Source organism: Azotobacter beijerinckii, from assembly GCF_900110885.1.
Taxonomy (GTDB): domain Bacteria; phylum Pseudomonadota; class Gammaproteobacteria; order Pseudomonadales; family Pseudomonadaceae; genus Azotobacter; species Azotobacter beijerinckii.
Map to the genome: position 1 here is coordinate 96,523 of NZ_FOFJ01000005.1, position 21,737 is coordinate 118,259.

A 21,737-nucleotide genomic window follows, 5' to 3' on the forward strand; every position below is an offset into this window, starting at 1 on the left:
TTTCGACCCGCTCACCGCGGAAACGGGAGTCGGCGGAATCTACAGGGGCGGTCGGGGCGAGTCAAAGCATGGGATGCCGCAGGCACGGCCGGCATCCCTGCCTGGCGACAAGCGGTCAGACGGTGCCTTGGCCGATCGCCCGGCCCATGCGTACCGGGCTCAGGGGAGCGAGATCGCCGTTCCAGCGCACCTGGTTCGGACCGAACAGGACGATGGCCGTCGAGCCGAGCTTGAAGCGCCCGAGCTCTGCCCCTTTTTCCAGCCGGATCGGCTCACGTGCCGCCTCGTCGTAGCGCCAGCGCCTGACCTGGCGCGGCGGTGGGGCGACCACCCCGGCCCAGACCGTCTCGATGCTGGCGACGATCATCGCGCCGACCAGCACCACGGCCATCGGGCCGCGCTCGGTGTCGAACAGGCAGACCACCCGCTCGTTGCGCGCGAACAGCTCCGGGACGTTTTCCGCGGTGAGGCGGTTCACCGAGAACAGCTTGCCCGGCACGTGGATCATCTCGCGCAGGGTGCCGGCCAGCGGCATGTGCACGCGGTGGTAGTCCTTCGGCGACAGGTAGACGGTGGCGAAGTCGCCGCCCAGGAAGGGGGCGGCGGTGGCGGGGTCGCCGCCGAGCAGTTCCTGCACGCTGAAGCTGTGGCCCTTGGCCTGGAAGAGGCGGCCCTGCTCGATGGTGCCGAGCTGGCTGACGGCGCCGTCGGCCGGGCTGAGGATGGCGTCGGGAGCCGGGTCGAGGGGCCGGGCGCCGTCTTTCAGGGCGCGGGTGAAGAAGGCGTTGAAGTGCTCGTAGGCGGTCGGCTCCTCGACCAGCGCCTCGCCCATGTCGACCCGGAAGCGTCGGGCGAAGACCTTGATGAGGGCATTTTTGACCCAGCCGGTGCGGCATTCGGCGAGGCCGCCGGCCGCGCGCGACAGCAGGTGGTGGGGCAGCAGGTACTGGCCGAGGAGGAACAGACGGTCTTTCATCGTTTTTCCTTAGATCTCCACCGGCGTGTCCGGGTGGTTGCCCCATTCGCCCCAGGAGCCGGCATAGCCCTTGACCCGCGGGTAGCCGAGGGCCTTGGCGATCAGGTAGGTCAGGCCGGAGCGGTGATGGGTCTGGCAGTGGGTGACGATTTCCTTGTCCGGGGTGATGCCCAGCGCGGTCAGGCAGTCGGCGATGTCGCGGCGGATGCGCAGGGCACGGGCCGGGTCCATGGCCGCGGTCCACTCGAAGTTGACCGCGCCGGGGACATGCCCGCCCTTCGCCGCGAGCACTTTCTCGCCGCGGTATTCCTGGGGCGAGCGGGCGTCCCAGATTGCCAGGTCGGCGGCGCCGAGGCGGCCCTGCAGGTAGTCGCGGGTGGCGGTCGGCTCGTCGTGCAGCACGAGGGGCACGGGGCTGCCGGCCGCCGCCGGGACCTCCCGGGACAGCACCCGGCCTTCGGCCAGCCAGGCGGTAAGGCCGCCGTTCAGATAGTGGTAGCGGTGGTGGCCGATGACGTCGAGCAGCCAGACGAAGCGCCCGGCCCAGCCGCCGCCCTCGTCGTCGTAGACCACGTAGACCGCCTCGGGGCGGTGGCCGAGTTCGCCGAACAGGCCTTCCAGCTGCTCCCGGGGAGGCAGCAAGCCGGGTGCCGGCGGCTGGCCAAGCTGGGTGCGCTTGGGATCGACGAAGCGCGCACCGGGGATATGTCCCTCGGCGTAGCGGGCGGCGCTGGTCAGGTCGACCAGGATCAGCTCGGGCGCCCTCAGGCGGGCATCCAGATCGGCCGGTTCGATGACCCGCGGCAGCGTGGCGAAGTCGCTCATGGGGGGCTCCAGGCAAGGTTGACGAGGGGAGGAATTGTAGCCTCCGCCCCGGTTTTTTCAGTATTCCGCCTCGGGCAGGCTGGAGAGGATGTGCCGGTAGCTGGCCATCCGCTGCGGCTGGATGCGTCCGTCCTCCAGCGCCGCGAGCAGCGCACAGCCGGGCTCGCGGTCGTGCTTGCAGTCGCGGAAGCGGCAGTGGCCGAGCAGGTCGCGGAACTCGATGAAGCCGTCCTCCACGTCGGCACGGCTGACATGGCCGAGGCCGAACTCGCGGATGCCGGGCGAGTCGATCAGCTCGCCGCCGCCGGGGAAGTGGAACAGCCGGGCGGTGGTGGTGGTGTGCGTACCCTTGCCGGTCAGTTCGGAGAGGGGACCGACGCGGGTGTCGACGCCGGGCAGCAGGCTGTTGACCAGCGACGACTTGCCCACCCCGGACTGGCCGACGAAGACGCTGACGTGGCCGTCCAGCGCCGCCTGCAGCTCCGCCATGCCGGCGCCCTGGCGGGCCGAGACCTCCAGCAGGGGATAGCCGAGCTGGCGGTAGGTGGCGAGCAGGGCGTCGAGGCCGGCGGCGTTCGCCTCGTCGACCAGGTCGGCCTTGTTGAGCAGCAGCAGCGGGCGGATGCCGGCGTGCTCGGCGGCCACCAGGTAGCGGTCGATGAGGTTGGCGTGGGGCTCGGGCAGCGGGGCGAAGACGATGACGATCCGGTCGACGTTGGCCGCCACCGGCTTGAGCTGGCCGCGCATGTCCGGCCGGCACAGTTCGCTGCGCCGCGGCAGCTGCGCGACGATCACCCCGCCGCCCTGGTTGCCGGCGCGCCAGACCACCCGGTCGCCGGTGACCAGTGCCGGCAGGTTGGCGCGCAGGTGGCAGCGGCAGACCTGTCCGGCCAGCTCGCCGTCTTCGGCCTCGACCTCCACCTGGACGCCGAAGTGGGCGATCACCAGGCCGTTCTGCTCGGGACCGAGGTCGCCACCTTCCAGTTCATCCACGGCGCGGGACTCGCGCTTGGCGGCGCGGGCGGCACGCTCTTCCTGGATCTTTTCGATGCGCCAGCTCTGGCGGCGGGTCAGTTGGCGTTTGGCCATGGGTCGGGATTCGATCGCAGGTGGCAGGGGGCGGCGAGTTTAGCACGGGCCGTGCCCTGCTAAACTGCGCAGCAAAGCCAAGGAGTCTAGCCATGCAGAACCCGCAGAACCTGATCTGGATCGACCTGGAAATGACCGGGCTGAATCCGGACCGGGACGTCATCATCGAGATGGCGACCATCGTCACCGACAGCGAGCTGAACGTGCTGGCCGAAGGGCCGGTGATCGCCGTGCACCAGAGCGACGAGGCCCTCGCCGGCATGGACGAGTGGAACACCCGCCAGCATGGCCGTTCCGGTCTGACCCAGCGGGTCCGCGACAGCCGCATCGACGCCGCGACGGCCGAGGCGCAGACCCTGGCCTTCCTCGAGCAGTGGGTGCCCACGGGCAAGTCGCCGATGTGCGGCAACAGCATCTGCCAGGACCGGCGCTTCCTCGCCCGCTACATGCCGGATCTGGAGGCCTGGTTCCACTATCGCCATATCGACGTCTCGACCCTCAAGGAGCTCGCCGGGCGCTGGGCGCCGCAGGTGCGCGACAGCTTCAAGAAGTCCGCTGCCCACCTGGCGCTGGACGACATCCGCGAGTCGATCGCCGAACTGCGCCACTACCGCGAGCATTTCATCAAGTATTGAGGAGCGGCGTCAGTCCCGGCCGTGGCGGCGCAGTGCCCAGAGCACGTGCTCGCGGACCAGCGCCGAGGGGTGCTCGCGGCGGGCTTCGAGCGCCGCGAGCACCGGGACGGTCGAGGGGGCGTTGCCCAGGCCGACCGCCAGGTTGCGCAGCCAGCGCTGGTAGCCGGCGCGGCGCAGCGGCGAGCCTTCGCTGCGGGCGAGGAATTCCGCCTCGCTCCAGAGAAAGAGCGCGGCCAGTTCGGCGTTGTCCAGCCCGTGACGCGGCTGGAAGTCGCTTTCCGCGGTGGGCCGGGCGAAGCGGTTCCAGGGGCAGACCAACTGGCAGTCGTCGCAGCCGAACACCCGATTGCCGATCAGCGGGCGCAGCTCCACGGGAATCGGCCCCTTCAGCTCGATGGTCAGGTAGGAGATGCAGCGCCGCGCATCGAGCACCTTGGGGCCGACGAAGGCGCCGGTCGGGCAGGCGTCCAGGCAGGCCGTGCAGCGCCCGCAATGCTCGCCGGCGTGGGGGGCGTCCATCGGCAGCGGCAGGTCGACGTACAGCTCGCCGAGGAAGAACCAGCTGCCGGCCTTCTTGTTGAGCAGTAGGGTGTTCTTGCCGATCCAGCCGAGCCCGGCCTGTTCGGCGAGGGCCTTCTCCAGCACCGGGGCACTGTCGACGAAGGCGCGGTAGCCGAACGGACCGATCTCTCCCTGGATGCGTTCGGCCAGTTGCTGCAGTCGTTTGCGGATCAGCTTGTGGTAGTCGCGGCCGAGGGCGTAGCGGGACAGGTAGGCCTGCTCCGGCGCGGCGAGGCGCTTGGCCATCCGGGTGTCGCCCGGCAGGTAGTCCATGCGCAGCGAGACCACCCGCAGGGTGCCGGGCACCAGCTCGGCGGGGCGTGAGCGCTTGTCGCCGTGGGCGGCCATGTAGTCCATCTCGCCCTGATAGCCGGCGGCCAGCCAGCGTTGCAGATGGGCCTCGTGCTCGTGCAGGTCGATCCCGGCGATGCCGACCTGCTGGAAGCCCAGTTCGTGGCCCCAGTCCTTGATCGACTGGGCGAGGCGGGCGGGATCGGGTGCTCTGGCGGACATGCTGAAGGAAACCTGTATTCGATGCGATAATTCTGCCAGACCTCGGAGCCGATCGACGCATGCCAGATATCCCGGAAGACCTGCCGCTTTCCCTTTACCGCGCCGCCCAGGTGCGCGAACTCGACGCGCGGCTGATCGCCGCCGGCACGCCCGGCTTCGAGCTGATGAGTCGTGCCGCCCATGCCGCCTGGCGGGCCCTGCGCCGGCGCTGGCCGCAGGCCGGTGCGCTGACCGTGCTCGCCGGGCGCGGCAACAATGCCGGCGACGGTTATCTGGTCGCCGCGCTGGCGCAGCGCGCCGGCTGGCGCGTGCGGGTGCTGGCGGTGGGCGGCCCTCAGCAGCTGCAGGGCGACGCGGCGCAGGCGCTGGGCGAGGCGCGCCAGGCCGGCGTGGCGGTCGAGCCCTGGAGCGAGTGCGCGCCGTTGGAGGGCGTGCTGGTCGACGCCCTGCTCGGCACCGGCCTCGGCGGCGCGGTGCGCGAACCCTATGCCCAGGCGATCCGCCAGATCAACGCCAGCGGCTTGCCGGTGCTGGCGGTGGACATCCCTTCCGGGCTCAGCGCCGACACCGGCTGTGCGCTGGGCGTGGCGGTACGCGCCGAGCTGACGGTGACCTTCATCGGCCTCAAGCTGGGACTGTTCACCGGCGAGGCGCCGGATCACGTCGGCACGCTGGTGTTCGCCGATCTGGCGGCCGATTCGCAGATCGTCGCCGCACAGCCGGTTGCCGCCTTGCGGCTCGCGGCCGGCAATCTGGCGCGCCTGGCGGCACGGCCGCGCACCGCGCACAAGGGGCATTACGGCCATGTGCTGGTGGTCGGCGGCGACCTCGGCCTCGGCGGCGCGGCGCTGCTCGGCGCGGAAAGCGCCCTGCGCGCCGGCGCCGGGCTGGTCAGCCTGGCGACCCGCGGCGCGCACGTGCCGGCGGCGTTGGCACGGCGTCCGGAGCTGATGAGCCGCGGCGTCGACTCGGCCAATCAGGCGCTGGCGCTGATGGCCCGCGCCGACGTGCTGGTGGTCGGCCCGGGACTCGGCCAGGCCGCCTGGGGGCGCAGCCTGCTGTCGGCCGCCGCCGGCTGCGCGCAGCCCCAGGTGTGGGACGCCGACGCGCTGAACCTGCTCGCCGCCGGTGCGGTGGGCGCGCCGGCGCAGGCCGTGCTGACGCCCCATCCCGGCGAGGCCGCGCGCCTCCTGGGCAGCGATATCGGGACGGTGCAGGCCGACCGGCCGGCGGCGGCCCTCGCCTTGGCGCGGCGCCATGGCGCGGTGGTCGTCCTCAAGGGCGCCGGCAGCCTGGTGGCCGATCCCGAGGGGCGCCTGGCGCTGTGCGACCACGGTCATCCGGCGATGGCCGGGGCGGGGCTCGGCGACGTCCTCGCCGGGCTGGTCGGCGCCCTGCTGGCCCAGGGGCTGGCACCTTTCGAGGCGGCCTGCCTGGCGGTCTGGCTGCATGCGCGGGCGGGCGAGCGGCTGGCGCCGATGGGCCGCGGGCTGCTGGCCAGCGATCTGTTTCCGGCGATCCGCCAGCTGCTGGAGGAGCATTCGCCGTGCCTGAACTGAGTCTTTTCGCCGCCGACGAGGCGGTCCAACTGGCCCTTGGCGAGCGTCTCGGCGCGCTCACCGGCGGCTGCGGAACGATCTTCCTGCACGGCGATCTCGGCGCCGGCAAGACCACCCTGTCGCGCGGCATCCTGCGCGGTTTGGGCCATGCCGGCGCGGTGAAGAGCCCGACCTTCACCCTGGTCGAGCCCTACCGGATCGGCGAGCGGCAGGCCTACCATTTCGACCTTTATCGCCTGGCCGATCCGGAAGAGCTTGAATTTCTTGGGATTCGTGACTATTTCGAGGGCGGCGCGCTGTGTCTGGTCGAGTGGCCGCAGCGTGGCTCGGGCTTTTTGCCAAGGCCGGACCTCGACATTACCATTACCCAGCAAGCGGGAGGCCGTGTCTTGCTCCTGTCGCCCCATGGCGCGCGGGGCGAGGCCTGGTGCGCCTCCCTGGTTCAGGAGAACTAGACAATTATGAGGGGGAATCCCATGCGTGCCTGGGCGGCCGGCGTCGGTCTGCTGCTCGCCGCCCTGGCCGTCGACGCCTGGGCCGCCGTGGAGGTGCGGGGCGTGCGCCTGTGGCGTGCGCCGGACAATACCCGCCTGGTCTTCGATCTGAGCGGTCAGGTGCAGCACAGCGTGTTCACCCTGACCGCGCCGGACCGGATCGTCATCGATGTCAACGGCGCCCAGTTGCGCACCCCGCTGGACCGGCTGGCCTTCGGCGATACCCCGATCAGCGGCCTGCGCGCGGCGCAGCGGACCCCGGACGGCCTGCGCCTGGTGCTTGACCTCTCCAAGTCGGTAGTGCCCAAGAGTTTCACTCTCGCCCCCAACCAGCAGTACGGCCATCGTCTGGTGCTCGACCTCTACGACCAGGTGCCGAGCGTGGCCCCCGAGCTGCCGCCGACACGGGTCGTCAGTCGGCCGGTCCCTGTCCCTGTCCCTGTCCCGGCTCCGATCCCGGTGGTGTCGTCGCCCAAGTCGGCGGCCAAGGCGACCACGCCGTTGCCCAGGGGCAAGCGCGATATCGTGGTCGCCATCGATGCCGGTCACGGCGGCGAGGACCCCGGTGCGATCGGCCCGCAGGGCGTGCAGGAGAAGAGCGTCGTCCTGGCCATCGCCCGCGAGCTGCAACAGCAGGTCAATGCCGAGAAGGGCTTCCGGGCCGAGCTGGTACGTGCCGGCGACTACTTCATCCCGCTGCGCGAGCGTACCGAGATCGCGCGCAAGAAGGGCGCCGACCTGTTCGTCTCGATCCATGCCGACGCCGCCCCGCGTTCGTCGGCCTTCGGTGCTTCGGTCTATGCGCTGTCCGATCGCGGCGCGACCTCGGAAACGGCGCGTTGGCTGGCCGACAGCGAGAACCGCTCGGACCTGATCGGCGGCGTCGGTAGCGTCAGCCTGGAGGACAAGGACCGCATGCTCGCCGGCGTGCTGCTCGACCTGTCGATGACCGCCTCGCTGTCCTCCAGTCTGAACGTCGGCCAGAAGGTGCTGAGCAACATGGGGCGGATCACCTCGCTGCACAAGGAGCGGGTCGAGCAGGCCGGCTTCATGGTGCTGAAGTCGCCGGACATCCCATCGATCCTGGTGGAAACCGGGTTCATCTCCAATCCCGACGAGTCCGACAAGCTACAGACCCGCAGCCACCAGCAGGCGCTGGCTCGTTCCATCCACGGCGGGGTGCGCCAGTTCTTCCAGCAGAACCCGCCGCCGGGCACCTACATCGCCTGGCTGCGCGACTCCGGGAAGATCGCCCGGGGGCGGCAGGAGCATGTGGTCAGCTCCGGCGAAACCCTGGCGCTGATCGCCGAGCGCTACCAGGTCGGCATGGCGGAGTTGCGCGGAGCCAATCGGTTGAGGAGCGACGAGTTGAAGATCGGCCAGGTTCTCGATATCCCGGCTGCGAGCCTGGCGGCCCAGCCATGAGCGGCCCGGCGCGCATCCAACTGCTCAGTCCGCGGCTGGCCAACCAGATCGCCGCCGGCGAGGTGGTCGAGCGGCCCGCGTCGGTGGCCAAGGAGCTGCTGGAGAACAGCCTGGACGCCGGCGCCCGGCGCATCGACATCGAGGTGGAGCAGGGTGGCGTCAAGCTGCTGCGGGTGCGCGACGACGGTAGCGGCATCGCCGCCGATGACCTGCCGCTGGCTCTGGCCCGCCATGCCACCAGCAAGATCCGCGATCTGGACGATCTCGAGCGGGTGACGAGCCTGGGCTTTCGCGGCGAGGCGCTGGCCTCGGTCGGCTCGGTGGCACGCCTGACCCTGACCTCGCGCACCGCCGATGCCGCGCAGGCCTGGCAGGTGGAAACCGAGGGGCGCGATATGGAGGCGCGGGTGCAGCCGGCGGCGCACCCGGTCGGTACGTCGGTGGAGGTGCGCGACCTGTTCTTCAATACCCCGGCGCGGCGCAAGTTCCTGCGCGCGGAGAAGACCGAGTTCGAGCACTTGCAGGAGGTCGTCAAGCGTCTGGCCCTGGCGCGTTTCGAGGTGGCTTTCCATTTGCGCCACAACGGCCGGGGGGCGCTGGTCCTGCACGAGGCCAGCGACGAGGCGGCCCGTGCGCGGCGGGTCGCAGCGGTTTGCGGAGCGGCCTTCCTGGAGCAGGCACTGCCCGTCGAGGTCGAGCGGGGCGGCCTGCGCCTGTGGGGCTGGGTCGGCCTGCCGACCTTCTCGCGCAGCCAGGCCGACCTGCAGTACTTCTACGTCAACGGCCGGATGGTGCGCGACAAGCTGGTCGCCCATGCGGTGCGCCAAGCTTATCGTGACGTGCTGTTCAACGGCCGCCACCCGACCTTCGTGCTGTTCCTCGAGGTCGATCCGGCGGTGGTGGACGTCAACGTGCATCCTACCAAGCACGAGGTGCGTTTCCGCGACGGCCGCATGGTCCACGATTTCCTCTACGGCACCCTGCACCACGCGCTGGGCGAGGTACGCCCCGAAGACCAACTGGCGGCGCCGCTTGCTGCGCCATCAGCGCCTCCGGTCACGGGGCCGGCCGCCGGCGAGTTCCGGGGGCAGGGCGAGATGTCGCTGTCCGCCAGCGTGCCCGAGCGGGTGTCGGTCGAGCCGCCTGCTTGGAGGGGGGGCGGCGCTGGCTATCAGGCGCCGCCGTCGCGTCCGGCAGTGCATTCCGCCGAATCCGGAGGGGTCTATCGCGAGTTCTTCGCGCCGCTGGCCGATTCGGGCTCCGCGCCGGAGGCCCTGCCGGACGGACAGGGCGACGTTCCGCCGCTCGGCTATGCCCTGGCCCAGCTCAAGGGGATCTACATCCTTGCCGAGAACGTCCAGGGGCTGGTGCTGGTGGACATGCATGCGGCCCACGAACGGATCACCTACGAGCGGTTGAAGAGCGCCATGGCCAGCGAGGGACTGCGCGGCCAGCCGCTGCTGGTGCCGGAAAGCCTGGCCCTCAGCCAGCGCGAGACGGATTGCGCCGAGGAGCACGCCGAGTGGTTCCAGCGGCTGGGCTTCGAGCTGCAGCGCCTCGGCCCGGAAACCCTGGCGATCCGCCAGACGCCGGCGTTGCTCCGTCAGGCCGAGGCGGGCCGGCTGGTGCGCGACGTGCTGGCCGATCTGCTGGAGTACGGCAGCAGCGACCGCATTCAGGCCCACCTCAACGAACTGCTGGCGACCATGGCTTGTCACGGCGCGGTGCGTGCCAACCGGCGCCTGACCCTGCCGGAGATGAACGCCCTGCTGCGCGACATGGAGCACACCGAGCGCAGCGGCCAGTGCAACCACGGGCGGCCGACCTGGACCCAACTGGGCATGGACGAGCTGGACAGGTTGTTCCTGCGCGGCCGTTAGCGGGCTTGTGGCCCGAGCGAGTCCGCTTGCAGCCTGCCGACCGGCGCCCGAAACTATGAGCCCTTTCGTGCCTGTGCCGAGTTTGCCGATGTCTCGCTTGCCTCCCGCCATCTTCCTCATGGGGCCGACCGCTTCCGGCAAGACCGACCTGGCGCTAGAGCTGACGCGGGTCCTGCCATGCGAGCTGATCAGCGTCGACTCGGCGCTGGTCTACCGGGGGATGGATATCGGCACGGCCAAGCCTGCGAGGGCGCTGCTGGCGGAGTTTCCCCATCGACTCATCGATATCCGCGACCCGGCGGAAAGCTATTCCGCCGCTGAGTTCCGCGACGACGCTCTGGCCGCGATGGCGGAAATCACCGCCTGCGGGCGCATCCCCCTGCTGGTGGGCGGCACCATGTTGTATTACAAGGCTTTGCTGGAGGGGCTGGCGGACATGCCGAGCGCCGATCCGGCGGTGCGCGCGGAGCTGGAGGCGCGGGGAGCGGCGGAGGGCTGGCCGGCCCTGCACCGGGAACTGGCGGCGGTCGATCCGGAGTCGGCGGCGCGCATCCACCCCAACGATCCCCAGCGTCTGGTGCGGGCGCTGGAGGTCTATCGGGTCAGCGGCCTGTCGATGACCGCGCATCGCTTACGGCAGGTCGAGCAAAATCCTCCATCCGGCGACTCAGCGGGTAGGCATTTGCCTTATACTGTCGCCCATCTGGCGATAGCGCCGATGCAGCGACAGATTCTGCACGAGCGGATCGCCCGGCGATTCCGCCTGATGCTGGAGCAGGGTTTTGTCGGCGAGGTCGAGGCGTTGCGGCGGCGCGGCGACTTGCATGAAGGCCTACCTTCCATGCGGGCGGTCGGCTACCGGCAGGTGTGGGAACATCTGGATGGCCGACTGACGCGGGAGCAGATGGTCGAGCGCAGCATCGTCGCGACGCGCCAACTGGCCAAGCGGCAGTTCACCTGGTTGCGCAGCTGGACCGACCTCCACTGGTTGGACAGCCTGGGGGGCGACAATCTTCAACGTACCTTGAAATACCTCGAGTCTGCCGCCATATTGGCCTGAACTTCTGTCCTTGCTGCCGTTTCTGGTTTTCTGTGGAGCGGCCTGTCATTTTCTTCGATTTCCAAACAATCCCTATAGGAGAGCGCCACATGTCAAAAGGGCATTCGCTACAAGACCCTTACCTTAATACTCTGCGCAAAGAGCGCGTCCCGGTTTCCATCTACCTGGTCAACGGCATCAAGCTGCAGGGGCAGATCGAGTCCTTCGACCAGTTCGTGATCCTGCTGAAGAACACTGTCAGCCAGATGGTCTACAAGCACGCGATTTCCACCGTGGTACCGAGCCGTCCCGTGCGCCTGCCCACCGCGGGCGAGGGCGAGCAGCCCGAACCCGGCAACGCCTGATAGGAGTCCGCCTTGTTCTTTGAGCGCCCTGGTGGTGGAGAGCGGGCCATTCTGGTTCACCTGGAAGGTCAGGATCCCGAGGCGCGTGAGGACCCGCAGGAGTTCCAGGAGCTCGCCCGTTCGGCGGGGGCCGATGTGGTGGCGTTCGTCGGGGTGGCTCGCCACCAGCCGACGGCCAAATACCTGATCGGCACCGGCAAGGTCGATGAGCTGCACGATCTGGTCAGGACCGAGCAGGCCGAACTGGTGATCTTCAATCACATCCTTACACCCAGCCAGGAGCGCAACCTGGAGCGCGCCTTCGAGTGCCGGGTGCTTGATCGCACCGGCCTGATCCTCGATATCTTCGCCCAGCGCGCGCGTACCCATGAGGGCAAGCTGCAGGTCGAGCTGGCTCAACTGGAGCACATGAGTACCCGGCTGGTCCGCGGCTGGACCCACCTGGAGCGGCAGAAAGGCGGTATCGGTCTGCGCGGTCCCGGGGAAACCCAGCTCGAGACCGACCGGCGCCTGCTGCGGGTGCGCATCCGGCAGATCCGCCAGCGTCTGGAGAAGGTACGCAGCCAGCGCGAGCAGGCGCGGCGCGGGCGCAAGCGCGCAGAGATTCCCCTGGTCTCCCTGGTCGGTTACACCAATGCCGGCAAGTCCACCCTGTTCAATGCGATGACGGCTTCCGAGGTCTATGCGGCCAACCAACTGTTCGCCACCCTCGATCCGACCCTGCGTCGTCTCGAGCTGGACGACTTGGGGCCGCTGGTGCTGGCCGATACGGTGGGATTTATCCGCCATCTGCCGCACAAGCTGGTCGAGGCATTCCGCGCTACGCTGGAGGAGTCGAGCAATTCCGACCTGCTCTTGCATGTGATCGATGCCCATGAGCCCGAGCGCATGGCGCAGATCGAGCAGGTCATGGTCGTTCTGGGGGAGATCGGTGCCGATAGCCTGCCGATCCTCGAAGTATACAACAAGCTGGACCTGCTCGAGGGCATGGAGCCGCAGATCCAGCGCGATGCCGACGGCAAGCCGCAGCGAGTCTGGGTATCGGCTCGCGACGGGCGCGGTCTGGATCTGTTGCGCCAGGCCATTGCCGAGCTGCTGGGGGACGATCTGTTTGTCGGTACCCTGCACTTGCCGCAGCGCTTGAGCCGACTGCGTGCGCAGTTCTTCGCGCTCGGGGCGGTGCGCAGCGAAGCGCATGACGAGGAGGGGGGAAGCCTGTTGGCGGTACGCCTGCCGCGGATCGATTTGAACCGTCTGGTCAGCCGGGAGGGCCTGCAGCCGGACGAGTTCCTTGCGCAACATACTTTGCAATGAAAGCTCAGCCAGCGGTTTTGCCGTGGGATGCAGGCATTGAGTAGCATGGGGCGGCGTGCCGTGGGCGCGTCTTTGTTTTTCGGATGGAGAGCGCTATGGCTTGGAATGAGCCGGGTGGCAATTCTAACAACCAGGATCCCTGGGGGGGGCGTCGCGGAGGCGACCGCAAGGGGCCACCGGACCTCGACGAGGCATTCCGCAAGTTGCAGGAAAGCCTAGGCGGCATGTTGGGCGGAAAGAAGCGCGGTGGTGACGGGGCGAGTGGCAAGGGCGGCGGTTTCGGCCTGTTCGGCATCTCCCTGGCGGTGCTGGCGGCCTTTTGGCTGTACAGCGCGATCTACGTGCTGGACGAGCAGGAGCAGGCGGTGGTGCTGCGCTTCGGCAAATATCACGAAACCGTCGGGCCGGGTCTGAATATCTATTTCCCGCCGATCGATAGCAAGTTCGTGGAGAACGTCACCCGCGAGCGGGCCTACACCAAGCAGGGGCAGATGCTCACCGAGGACGAGAACATCGTCGAGGTGCCGCTCACCGTGCAGTACAAAATCAGCAGCCTGAAGGACTTCGTGCTGAATGTGGATCAGCCCGAGGTCAGTCTGCAGCATGCCACCGACAGTGCCCTGCGCCATGTGGTGGGTTCCACCGAGATGGATCAGGTGCTCACCGAGGGGCGCGAGCTGTTGGCGAGCGAGGTGCAGGAGCGCTTGCAGCGTTTCCTCGACACTTACCGTACCGGTATCGTCGTGACCCAGGTGAACGTGCAGAACGCCCAGGCGCCTCGCGAGGTTCAGGAGGCGTTCGACGACGTGATCCGGGCTCGTGAGGACGAGCAGCGCGAGCGCAATCAGGCGGAAGCCTATGCCAATGGCGTGGTCCCCGAAGCGCGCGGCCAGGCGCAGCGGATTATCGAGGATGCCAATGGCTATCGCGAGGAGGTTGTGGCCCGCGCCCAAGGTGAGGCTGATCGCTTCAGCAAGCTGGTGGCGGAGTATCACAAGGCGCCAGAGGTAACCCGCCAGCGCCTGTATCTCGAAACCCTGCAGGAGGTCCTGAGCAACAGCAGCAAGGTGCTGGTTGCCACCAAGGGGGAGCAGAGCAACCTGCTCTACCTGCCGCTCGACAAGATGCTCGAGGGGCGCGCCAGCGGTGCTTCTGTCGGCTTGTCGGCGCCTGCCGCGGCTGGCGCCGCCGATCAGGGTTCGCAGGTCGTCAATGATCTGCAGCAGCGAGACCCGCGTTCAAGGGAGAGGCGTTGATGAGCAACAAGTCCGTGGTTGCCCTGGTCGTCGGAGTGGTCCTGGCAATCGTCGTCTGGAACAGCTTCTATATCGTGGCACAAACCGAAAAGGCCGTCCTGCTGCAGTTCGGTCGCATCGTCGAGGCGGATGTCCAGCCCGGGTTGCACGTGAAGATTCCCTACGTCGACAAGGTGCGCAAGTTCGATGCTCGTCTGGTGACGCTGGATTCGCCGACCCAGCGTTTTCTCACTCTCGAGAAGAAGGCGGTGATGGTCGATGCCTATGCCAAGTGGCGGGTGGCGGATGCCGAGCGCTTCTATACCGCTACCTCCGGCCTTAAGCAGGTCGCCGACGAGCGTCTGCTACGCCGTCTCGAATCGGGGCTGCGCGATCAGTTCGGCAAACGCACCCTGCACGAGGTGGTTTCCGGCGAGCGCGATGCGCTGATGGCGGACATTACCCAGACGCTTGATCGCTTGGCACGCAAGGAACTGGGGATCGAGGTGCTCGACGTGCGGGTCAAGGCCATCGACCTGCCCAAGGAGGTCAACCGCAGTGTATTCGAGCGGATGAGCACCGAGCGCGAGCGTGAGGCCCGCGAGCACCGCGCCAAGGGCAAGGAGCTGGCCGAGGGCATTCGTGCCGACGCCGACCGCCAGCGCCGGGTATTGCTGGCCGAGGCCTATCGCAAGGCGGAAGAGGTCCGTGGCGAGGGCGATGCACAGGCGGCTGCCGTTTATGCCCAAGCCTACAAGCAGGATCAGGAGTTCTACGCCTTTCATCGTAGCTTGCAGGCCTATCGCAGCAGTTTCGCGGACAAGAAGGACGTACTGGTTCTGGATCCGAGGAGCGAGTTCTTCCGCTATCTCGAACAGGCCAAGCCGTGACGGACATCCCGGCGGGACTGCAGGTCCCGCCGGGATGTCCCGAGTGGAAAACGTGCTATGATGAGCCAGCCGGGGAAATCCCGGCTTTTTTGCGTCTGTGGAAATCATGTGGCAGGAATTCGCGATTGCTTTGTGTCTGATGCTGGTGCTCGAAGGCATCCTGCCATTCCTCAATCCGCGACGCTGGCGTAGTGCGATCATGCAGGTGCTGCAATTGTCGGATCGCCAACTGCGCCTCACCGGGCTGGCCAGCATGCTGCTGGGAACAGCCCTCCTTTATTGGCTTCACTGAAGGCTTGCCGCCCGGATCGAGAGAGGAAAGGCGTAATGGCAACGGTAGACCGCTGGCTGCTGCCGGATGGTATCGAGGAAGTTCTGCCGCCAGAGGCGGCTCGTATCGAGGTGGTACGCCGCCAGATGCTGGATCTGTTCCAGCGCTGGGGCTACGAGTTCGTCGTCACCCCGCATATCGAATTCCTGGAGTCCCTGCTGACCGGCGCCGGTCAGGATCTGGATTTGCGTACTTTCAAGGTGACGGACCCGCTGTCTGGTCGCCTGATCGGCTTTCGTGCCGACATCACCCCGCAGGTGGCGCGCATTGATGCGCACACCCTGCGCCGCGAGGGGCCGAGCCGGCTCTGCTATGCCGGCAGCGTGCTGCATGCGCAGCCGCGGGCCCTGTCCACCTCGCGTAGCCCCATCCAGCTGGGGGCGGAGCTGTATGGCGACGCCAGTCCGGCGAGCGATGTGGAGGTCATCGGCCTGATGCTGGAGGTGCTCGAGCGGGTCGCGGTGCCGGATGTGCACATGGACCTTGGGCATGTCGGCATCTACCGCGGGTTGGCTCGGGCGGCGGGGCTGTCCGGCGAGGTCGAGCAGCAGTTGTTCGATGCCTTGCAGCGCAAGTCGGTCGACGAGGTAGAGGTCCTGACCACGCCGTTGCCTGAGGCTCAGGCCTCGATGCTGCGTGCCCTGGCCGAGCTTTGTGGCGGTCGCGAGGTGCTCGATCTGGCTCAGGCTTGCCTGGTCGATGCACCCGCCGAGGTGCACGCAGCGCTGGACGAACTGATCGCCATCGCCGACGCGCTGGGCGTGCGCTATCCGGAGCTGCCGCTGTATTTCGATTTGAGCGAGCTGCGCGGCTATCACTACCACACTGGCGTGGTGTTCGCGGCCTTCGTGCCGGGGGTCGGCCAATCGATCGCCCAGGGTGGTCGCTACGACGACATCGGCGCCGATTTCGGTCGTGCTCGACCGGCCACCGGTTTTTCCACCGACCTGAAGACCCTGGTAGCCCTGGGGCAGGTGGCGCCGGCCGAGCCGGTGGTCGGCATCTGGGCTCCGGACAGTCACGATGTCTATCTTTGGCAGATGGTGCAGCGCCTGCGGCGCCAGGGCGAACGAGTGATCCAGGCGTTGCCGGGGCAGCAGATCGCTGCCGCCCGGGTTTGCGGCTGTGACCGGCAGTTGCTGCTGAGCGATGGTCAGTGGCGGGTGGTGCCGCTGGCGTCCTGAGTTTTTTCGCCGGCCGGTGGCCGGCATCAGTTTTTCCCGAAGAGGACAAGCGTTATGGGTAAGAATGTCGTGGTCCTGGGCACCCAGTGGGGCGATGAGGGCAAGGGTAAGATCGTCGATCTGCTGACCGATCAGGCGGCGGCCGTCGTGCGGTATCAGGGTGGACACAACGCCGGTCACACCTTGGTCATCGATGGCGAGAAGACCGTGCTGCACCTGATTCCGTCCGGGATTCTGCGCGACAATGTGGAATGCCTGATTGGCAATGGAGTGGTCGTGGCCCCGGATGCGCTGCTGCGCGAGATCGCCAAGCTGGAGGAGAAGGGCGTGCCGGTGCGCGAGCGCCTGCGCATCAGTCCGTCCTGCACCCTGATCCTGCCCTATCATGTGGCTCTGGATCAGGCGCGCGAGGCTTCCCGTTCCGAAGGCAAGATCGGTACCACCGGTCGCGGCATCGGCCCGGCCTACGAGGACAAGGTGGCGCGTCGCGGCCTGCGCATCGCCGACCTGTTCAACCCGGAGCGCTTTGCCAAGAAGCTGCGCGAGCTGCTGGAGTACCACAACTTCGTCCTGCAGAACTTCTACAAGGTCGAGCCGGTGGATTTCCAGAAGACCCTTGACGAGGCACTGGGCTACGCCGAACTGCTCAGGCCGATGATCACCGACGTCGCGGTGCGCCTGCACGAACTGCGCAAGCAGGGTGCCGACATCATGTTCGAAGGCGCCCAGGGCTCGCTGCTGGACATCGACCACGGCACCTATCCCTATGTGACCAGTTCCAGCACCACTGCCGGCGGTACCGCCACTGGTTCCGGCTTCGGTCCGCTGTACCTCGACTACATCCTTGGCATCACCAAGGCCTATACCACTCGTGTGGGGTCCGGGCCTTTCCCTACCGAGCTGTTCGACGAGATCGGTGCGCACCTGGCCAGCAAAGGGCATGAGTTTGGCTCTACCACCGGTCGCGCTCGTCGCTGTGGCTGGTTCGATGCGGTGATTCTGCGTCGTGCCATCGAGATCAACAGCATCTCCGGCCTGTGTCTGACCAAGTTGGACGTGCTCGATGGCCTGGCGACCGTCAAGCTGTGCGTGGCCTATCGGAACGCCGAAGGTGTCGTCACCGAGGCGCCGACCGATGCCGACAGCTATGTGGGGCTGGAGCCGGTGTACGAGGAGATGCCAGGCTGGACGGAGTCGACCGTCGGCATCAAGAGCCTGGATGCTCTGCCTGCGAATGCTCGTGCCTACATCAAGCGCATTGAGGCTCTGGTCGGTGCGCCTATCGACATCATCTCCACCGGTCCGGACCGCAACGAGACCATCGTGCTGCGCCATCCGTTCGCCTGAGGCCGAAGTTGCTTCGGAAGGTCGCCTGCAGGCGACCTTCCGGGTCGGGTGTCAGTTCTACTGGATAGGCCGGGGAAGGGACTCGATGGTATTTTCGAATGTGCAGAAACAAAAAAACCGAGCCATGGGCTCGGTTTTTTATGAATAAGATGGTGCCCAGGAGAAGACTCGAACTTCCACGGTGTTGCCACCGCTAGGACCTGAACCTAGTGCGTCTACCAATTCCGCCACCTGGGCACATGCGACGATCAAGCGCCGGCTTTTGCAGTATTTATCGGGTCGACCGATGCGGAGCCTGCTGTCCGCTACAAATTGCACGTCTCTTTGGCGATTCGTGCTTTTAATATGGTGCCCAGGAGAAGACTCGAACTTCCACGGTGTTGCCACCGCTAGGACCTGAACCTAGTGCGTCTACCAATTCCGCCACCTGGGCACTGCATCTTGATCTCGATGCTATCGCGTCGATTTCATGCTACAACGTCTGACAACGTTGTGGGCGCGAACTATACGGAGCAGGTCTTGGCTTGTAAACCCTTGCGGTGAAAAAATTATTGTCACCGCAAAGCTGACCGACAGATGGATTTCGCGCTTCAATAAGCAGATGGCAAATACATCGAATGGAAACCATGAACAAGGTGACAACGCACTGATGGCCGATTGGCAAAGTCTCGATCCCGAGGCCGCCCGCGAGGCGGAAAAGTACGATAACCCCATTCCCAGTCGCGAGCTGATTCTCAAGCGTCTCGACGATCGCGGGGCCCCCGCCAGCCGTGAGGAGCTGGCGGAGGAGTTTGGCCTGCGCGAAGAGGAGCAGCTTGAGGCGCTGCGCAGGCGCCTGCGCGCCATGGAGCGCGATGGCCAACTGATCCATACCCGTCGCGGCACCTATGCGCCGGTGGACAAGCTTGATCTGGTGCTCGGTCGGGTCAGTGGACATCGCGATGGCTTCGGCTTCTTGATTCCGGACGACGGCAGCGACGACCTCTTTCTCGGTCCGATGCAGATGCGCCTGCTGTTCGACGGCGACCGCGCCCTCGCACGGGTATCCGGCTTCGATCGGCGTGGCCGCCGCGAGGGGGCTATCGTCGAGGTGGTTTCACGGGCTCACGAAACCGTCGTTGGCCGCTATTACGAAGAGAGCGGCATCGGTTTCGTCATTCCCGACAACCCGAAGATCCAGCAGGAGGTGCTGGTCACTCCCGGTCGCACGGGGAACGCCGCAGTCGGCCAGTTCGTCGAGATCCGCATCACCCACTGGCCGACCCTGCGCTTCCAGCCGCAGGGCGACATCGTCGAGGTGATCGGCAACTACATGGCGCCGGGCATGGAGATCGACGTCGCCCTGCGCAGCTACGATATTCCCCACGTCTGGCCGGAGGCCGTGCGCAAGGAAGCGAGCAAGCTCAAGCCCGAGGTGGAGGAGAAGGACAAGCTCAAGCGCATCGATCTGCGCCACTTGCCCTTCGTCACCATCGATGGCGAGGATGCCCGCGACTTCGACGACGCGGTCTACTGCGAGAAGGGCCTTCTGGCCCCGTTCGCCGGGGGCTACCGCCTGTATGTGGCGATCGCCGATGTATCCCACTACGTCAGGATCGGCTCGGCGCTGGACGAGGAAGCCAGCCAGCGCGGCAACTCGGTGTATTTCCCCGAGCGGGTGGTGCCGATGTTGCCGGAGGAACTCTCCAACGGTCTCTGCTCGCTCAACCCGCAGGTCGACCGGTTGGCCATGGTCTGCGAGATGACCTTGTCCCGTTCCGGCAAGATGACCGACTACCAGTTCTACGAGGCAGTCATCCATTCCCATGCGCGACTGACCTACAACAAGGTCAGCACTATGCTGGAGCAGCCGAAGACCCCGGAGGGCAAGCGGCTGAGCAGCATCTATGCCGGGGTGCTGCCGCACCTCAAGCAGCTTCACTCGCTCTACAAGGTGCTGGTGAAGGCGCGTCAGGTGCGCGGTGCCATTGATTTCGAGACCCAGGAAACACGCATCGTCTTCGGTTCCGGGCGCAAGATCGAGGAAATCCTGCCGACCGAACGCAACGATGCGCACAAGCTCATTGAGGAGTGCATGCTCTGCGCCAATGTGGCGACAGCCGCGTTCCTGCAGAAGCACGAATTGCCGGGGCTCTACCGGGTACACGACGGCCCGCCGGCGGAGCGTCTGGAGAAGCTCAAGGCTTTTCTTGGCGAGATCGGTTTGAGTCTGCACCGTAGCAAGGACGGTCCGACGCCGAAGGACTACCAGATGCTGCTGGAGTCGATTCAGGGGCGCCCGGATTTCCACCTGATCCAGACGGTCATGCTGCGTTCGCTCAGTCAGGCGGTGTACAGCGCCGATAACCACGGCCACTTCGGCCTTAACTACGAGGCTTATACCCATTTCACCTCGCCGATTCGCCGCTATCCGGACCTTCTGATACATCGTGCGATCCGCAGTGTGATCCGCTCCAAGCGCGAGACGCCCCATGTCCGCCGTGCGGGCGCGGCGAGCATGCCCAAGGCACGCATCTACCCTTACGACGAGGCGACTCTGGAGCAGCTCGGCGAGGCCTGCTCGATGACCGAGCGGCGTGCCGACGAAGCAACCCGCGACGTGGTCAACTGGCTGAAGTGCGAGTTTATGCAGGATCGCGTCGGCGAAAGTTTCGACGGAGTGATCACGGCAGTGACCGGCTTCGGCATCTTCGTCGAACTGAAGGACATCTATGTCGAGGGGTTGGTACATGTCACCGCCTTGCCGGGTGACTACTACCACTTCGATCCGGTTCACCACCGCCTGTCCGGAGAGCGCAGCGGGCGCGGCTTCCGGCTCGGCGACAGCGTTGCGGTGCGGGTGATGCGGGTCGACTTGGACGAGCGACGGATCGACTTCGAACTGGTCGAGGGGGAGCGCGGACAGCCGACCGGGCGCCGTCGGCGCGGGGCCGAGCTGGAGGCAGCGGTCGGGGAGACTGCCAGCAAGGGGCGTGGCAAGGGCAAGGAGCTGGCTCCGCTGGCTTCCGAGTTGCTGGCCCAGGCCGAGGCTCTGCTCGGCAACACCGACGTGAAGAAAAGTCGGGCGACCAAGCAGGCACTGCTGGCCGAGGCCAAGACCGCCAAGCCGGAGCGCCGGAAGCCGGCGCCCAAGGCGGCCGCCGACAAGGGGAGCGGTAGGCCGCACAAGCCGGCCGATAAAGGCGCTCCCCGCAAGGCCCGGAGCAAGGCCAGAACATGAGCGAACTGGAAAGGATCTACGGCGTGCATGCCGTGGAAGCCCTGCTGCGTCACCATCCCCGGCGGGTCAAGCAGCTCTGGCTGGCCGAGGGGCGTCAGGACCCGCGGGCGCAGGTGCTGCTCGAGTTGGCCCGGCAGGCGCGGGTGCCGGTCGGCCAGCGTGAGCGGCGCGAGCTGGACGAGTGGGCCGAGGGCGTGCATCAGGGCGTAGTCGCCGAGGTCAGTCCGAGCCAGGTCTGGGGCGAGGCTATGCTCGACGAGTTGCTCGACCGCTGCGAAGGGCCACCGCTGCTGCTGGTTCTGGACGGAGTCACCGATCCGCACAATCTCGGCGCCTGCCTGCGTACTGCCGACGCAGCCGGCGTGCAGGCGGTGATCGTGCCCAAGGACAAGTCGGCCACGCTGAACGCCACGGTGCGCAAGGTTGCTTGTGGCGCCGCCGAGGCGGTGCCGCTGGTGGCGGTGACCAACCTGGCGCGGACCCTGGAGAAGCTCCGCCAACGTGGCCTGTGGACGGTCGGCACCGCCGGCGAAGTCGAGCAGGAACTCTATGGGCTGGATCTGCGCGGTCCGACCGTGCTGATCATGGGTGCCGAGGGCAAGGGCATGCGCCGGCTGACCCGCGAGCACTGCGATTACCTGGTGCGCCTGCCGATGGTCGGTAGTGTCAGCAGTCTGAACGTATCCGTCGCCACCGGTGTCTGCCTATTCGAGGCGGTGCGTCAGCGTCGTACACCATAATCGCGCGGCGCCGTGCGCCTTGCTTCCCTCTCGGCCCTTCTCTAGAATTGCGCCCCTTGCCTTGAGCCTGGGCACTGCGCCCCGGCTCAGGGCAAGTCCAACGAGTCTTCACTCC

General features: G+C 67.0%; 19 protein-coding genes and 2 tRNA genes. 15 read left to right on the forward strand and 6 right to left on the reverse strand.

Going from position 1 to position 21,737, the window contains the following annotated elements; translation table 11 throughout:
• Positions 1 to 115: 115 nt before the first annotated feature.
• From asd to rsgA, 3 genes are read right to left on the reverse strand one after another with little or no spacing between them, the layout of a single operon-like run.
• The gene (asd, locus tag BMY22_RS04165; RefSeq protein ID WP_090619809.1) at positions 116 to 976 is read right to left on the reverse strand and encodes an archaetidylserine decarboxylase; all 861 of its coding nucleotides are present in this window, start codon (positions 974 to 976) and stop codon (positions 116 to 118) included.
• A 9-nt stretch (positions 977 to 985) separates the two neighbouring features.
• A complete protein-coding gene (gene rhdA / locus BMY22_RS04170) occupies positions 986 to 1,801 on the reverse strand; it encodes a thiosulfate sulfurtransferase (protein ID WP_090619810.1) in 816 nt (271 codons plus the stop codon).
• A 57-nt stretch (positions 1,802 to 1,858) separates the two neighbouring features.
• Positions 1,859 to 2,890 carry a small ribosomal subunit biogenesis GTPase RsgA gene (rsgA, locus tag BMY22_RS04175; RefSeq protein WP_090619812.1) on the reverse strand — a complete coding sequence of 344 codons (1,032 nt, stop codon included), beginning with the start codon at positions 2,888 to 2,890 and terminating at the stop codon, positions 1,859 to 1,861.
• 92 nt (positions 2,891 to 2,982) lie between these two features.
• Between rsgA and orn the strand changes: the two genes are divergently transcribed.
• Positions 2,983 to 3,525, forward strand: a complete 543-nt coding sequence (gene orn / locus BMY22_RS04180; RefSeq protein ID WP_090619813.1) for an oligoribonuclease — start codon at positions 2,983 to 2,985, stop codon at positions 3,523 to 3,525.
• 9 nt (positions 3,526 to 3,534) lie between these two features.
• On the opposite strand, the gene queG is transcribed toward orn, so the two are convergent.
• Positions 3,535 to 4,599, reverse strand: a complete 1,065-nt coding sequence (queG, locus tag BMY22_RS04185; protein WP_090619815.1) for a tRNA epoxyqueuosine(34) reductase QueG — start codon at positions 4,597 to 4,599, stop codon at positions 3,535 to 3,537.
• Between the two features lie 59 nt (positions 4,600 to 4,658).
• Here queG and BMY22_RS04190 point away from each other — a divergent pair, with 59 nt between their 5' ends.
• From BMY22_RS04190 to BMY22_RS04245, 12 genes are all read left to right on the forward strand, one after another.
• Positions 4,659 to 6,158, forward strand: a complete 1,500-nt coding sequence (locus tag BMY22_RS04190) for an NAD(P)H-hydrate dehydratase (protein WP_090619816.1) — start codon at positions 4,659 to 4,661, stop codon at positions 6,156 to 6,158.
• Positions 6,146 to 6,613 carry a tRNA (adenosine(37)-N6)-threonylcarbamoyltransferase complex ATPase subunit type 1 TsaE gene (gene tsaE, locus BMY22_RS04195; protein WP_090619910.1) on the forward strand — a complete coding sequence of 156 codons (468 nt, stop codon included), beginning with the start codon at positions 6,146 to 6,148 and terminating at the stop codon, positions 6,611 to 6,613. Before BMY22_RS04190 ends, tsaE begins: the two co-directional genes overlap by 13 nt.
• 21 nt (positions 6,614 to 6,634) lie before the next feature.
• On the forward strand, positions 6,635 to 8,077 hold the full coding sequence (locus BMY22_RS04200) for an N-acetylmuramoyl-L-alanine amidase (RefSeq protein ID WP_090619818.1): 1,443 nt from the start codon (positions 6,635 to 6,637) through the stop codon (positions 8,075 to 8,077).
• On the forward strand, positions 8,074 to 9,957 hold the full coding sequence (gene mutL / locus BMY22_RS04205; RefSeq protein WP_090619819.1) for a DNA mismatch repair endonuclease MutL: 1,884 nt from the start codon (positions 8,074 to 8,076) through the stop codon (positions 9,955 to 9,957). Before BMY22_RS04200 ends, mutL begins: the two co-directional genes overlap by 4 nt.
• 88 nt (positions 9,958 to 10,045) lie before the next feature.
• Positions 10,046 to 11,017, forward strand: a complete 972-nt coding sequence (gene miaA, locus BMY22_RS04210) for a tRNA (adenosine(37)-N6)-dimethylallyltransferase MiaA (protein WP_090619820.1) — start codon at positions 10,046 to 10,048, stop codon at positions 11,015 to 11,017.
• 89 nt (positions 11,018 to 11,106) lie between these two features.
• Entirely contained in the window at positions 11,107 to 11,361 is a 255-nt protein-coding gene (hfq, locus tag BMY22_RS04215) for an RNA chaperone Hfq (protein WP_090619822.1), read from the forward strand.
• A 12-nt stretch (positions 11,362 to 11,373) separates the two neighbouring features.
• Positions 11,374 to 12,675, forward strand: a complete 1,302-nt coding sequence (gene hflX / locus BMY22_RS04220) for a ribosome rescue GTPase HflX (protein WP_090619824.1) — start codon at positions 11,374 to 11,376, stop codon at positions 12,673 to 12,675.
• Between the two features lie 95 nt (positions 12,676 to 12,770).
• Positions 12,771 to 13,931, forward strand: a complete 1,161-nt coding sequence (hflK, locus tag BMY22_RS04225) for an FtsH protease activity modulator HflK (protein WP_090619825.1) — start codon at positions 12,771 to 12,773, stop codon at positions 13,929 to 13,931.
• Positions 13,931 to 14,800 carry a protease modulator HflC gene (hflC, locus tag BMY22_RS04230; RefSeq protein ID WP_090619827.1) on the forward strand — a complete coding sequence of 290 codons (870 nt, stop codon included), beginning with the start codon at positions 13,931 to 13,933 and terminating at the stop codon, positions 14,798 to 14,800. Before hflK ends, hflC begins: the two co-directional genes overlap by 1 nt.
• A 106-nt stretch (positions 14,801 to 14,906) precedes the next feature.
• A complete protein-coding gene (locus tag BMY22_RS04235; RefSeq protein ID WP_090619828.1) occupies positions 14,907 to 15,092 on the forward strand; it encodes a DUF2065 domain-containing protein in 186 nt (61 codons plus the stop codon).
• Between the two features lie 35 nt (positions 15,093 to 15,127).
• Complete coding sequence (locus tag BMY22_RS04240; protein WP_090619830.1) at positions 15,128 to 16,315, forward strand: ATP phosphoribosyltransferase regulatory subunit; 1,188 nt, start codon at positions 15,128 to 15,130, stop codon at positions 16,313 to 16,315.
• A gap of 54 nt (positions 16,316 to 16,369) precedes the next feature.
• The gene (locus BMY22_RS04245) at positions 16,370 to 17,662 is read left to right on the forward strand and encodes an adenylosuccinate synthase (protein ID WP_090619832.1); all 1,293 of its coding nucleotides are present in this window, start codon (positions 16,370 to 16,372) and stop codon (positions 17,660 to 17,662) included.
• 150 nt (positions 17,663 to 17,812) lie between these two features.
• Here BMY22_RS04245 and BMY22_RS04250 read toward each other — a convergent pair.
• Positions 17,813 to 17,899 (reverse strand) — tRNA-Leu (locus BMY22_RS04250).
• Positions 17,900 to 18,008: 109 nt separating this feature from the next.
• Positions 18,009 to 18,095: transfer RNA gene (locus BMY22_RS04255), tRNA-Leu, on the reverse strand.
• Between the two features lie 216 nt (positions 18,096 to 18,311).
• Here BMY22_RS04255 and rnr point away from each other — a divergent pair.
• Positions 18,312 to 20,882 (forward strand): ribonuclease R, encoded by a 2,571-nt coding sequence (gene rnr, locus BMY22_RS04260; RefSeq protein WP_090619833.1) that lies wholly within the window; start codon positions 18,312 to 18,314, stop codon positions 20,880 to 20,882.
• Entirely contained in the window at positions 20,879 to 21,622 is a 744-nt protein-coding gene (gene rlmB, locus BMY22_RS04265) for a 23S rRNA (guanosine(2251)-2'-O)-methyltransferase RlmB (RefSeq protein WP_090619835.1), read from the forward strand. Before rnr ends, rlmB begins: the two co-directional genes overlap by 4 nt.
• The last annotated feature ends 115 nt before the right edge of the window (positions 21,623 to 21,737 follow it).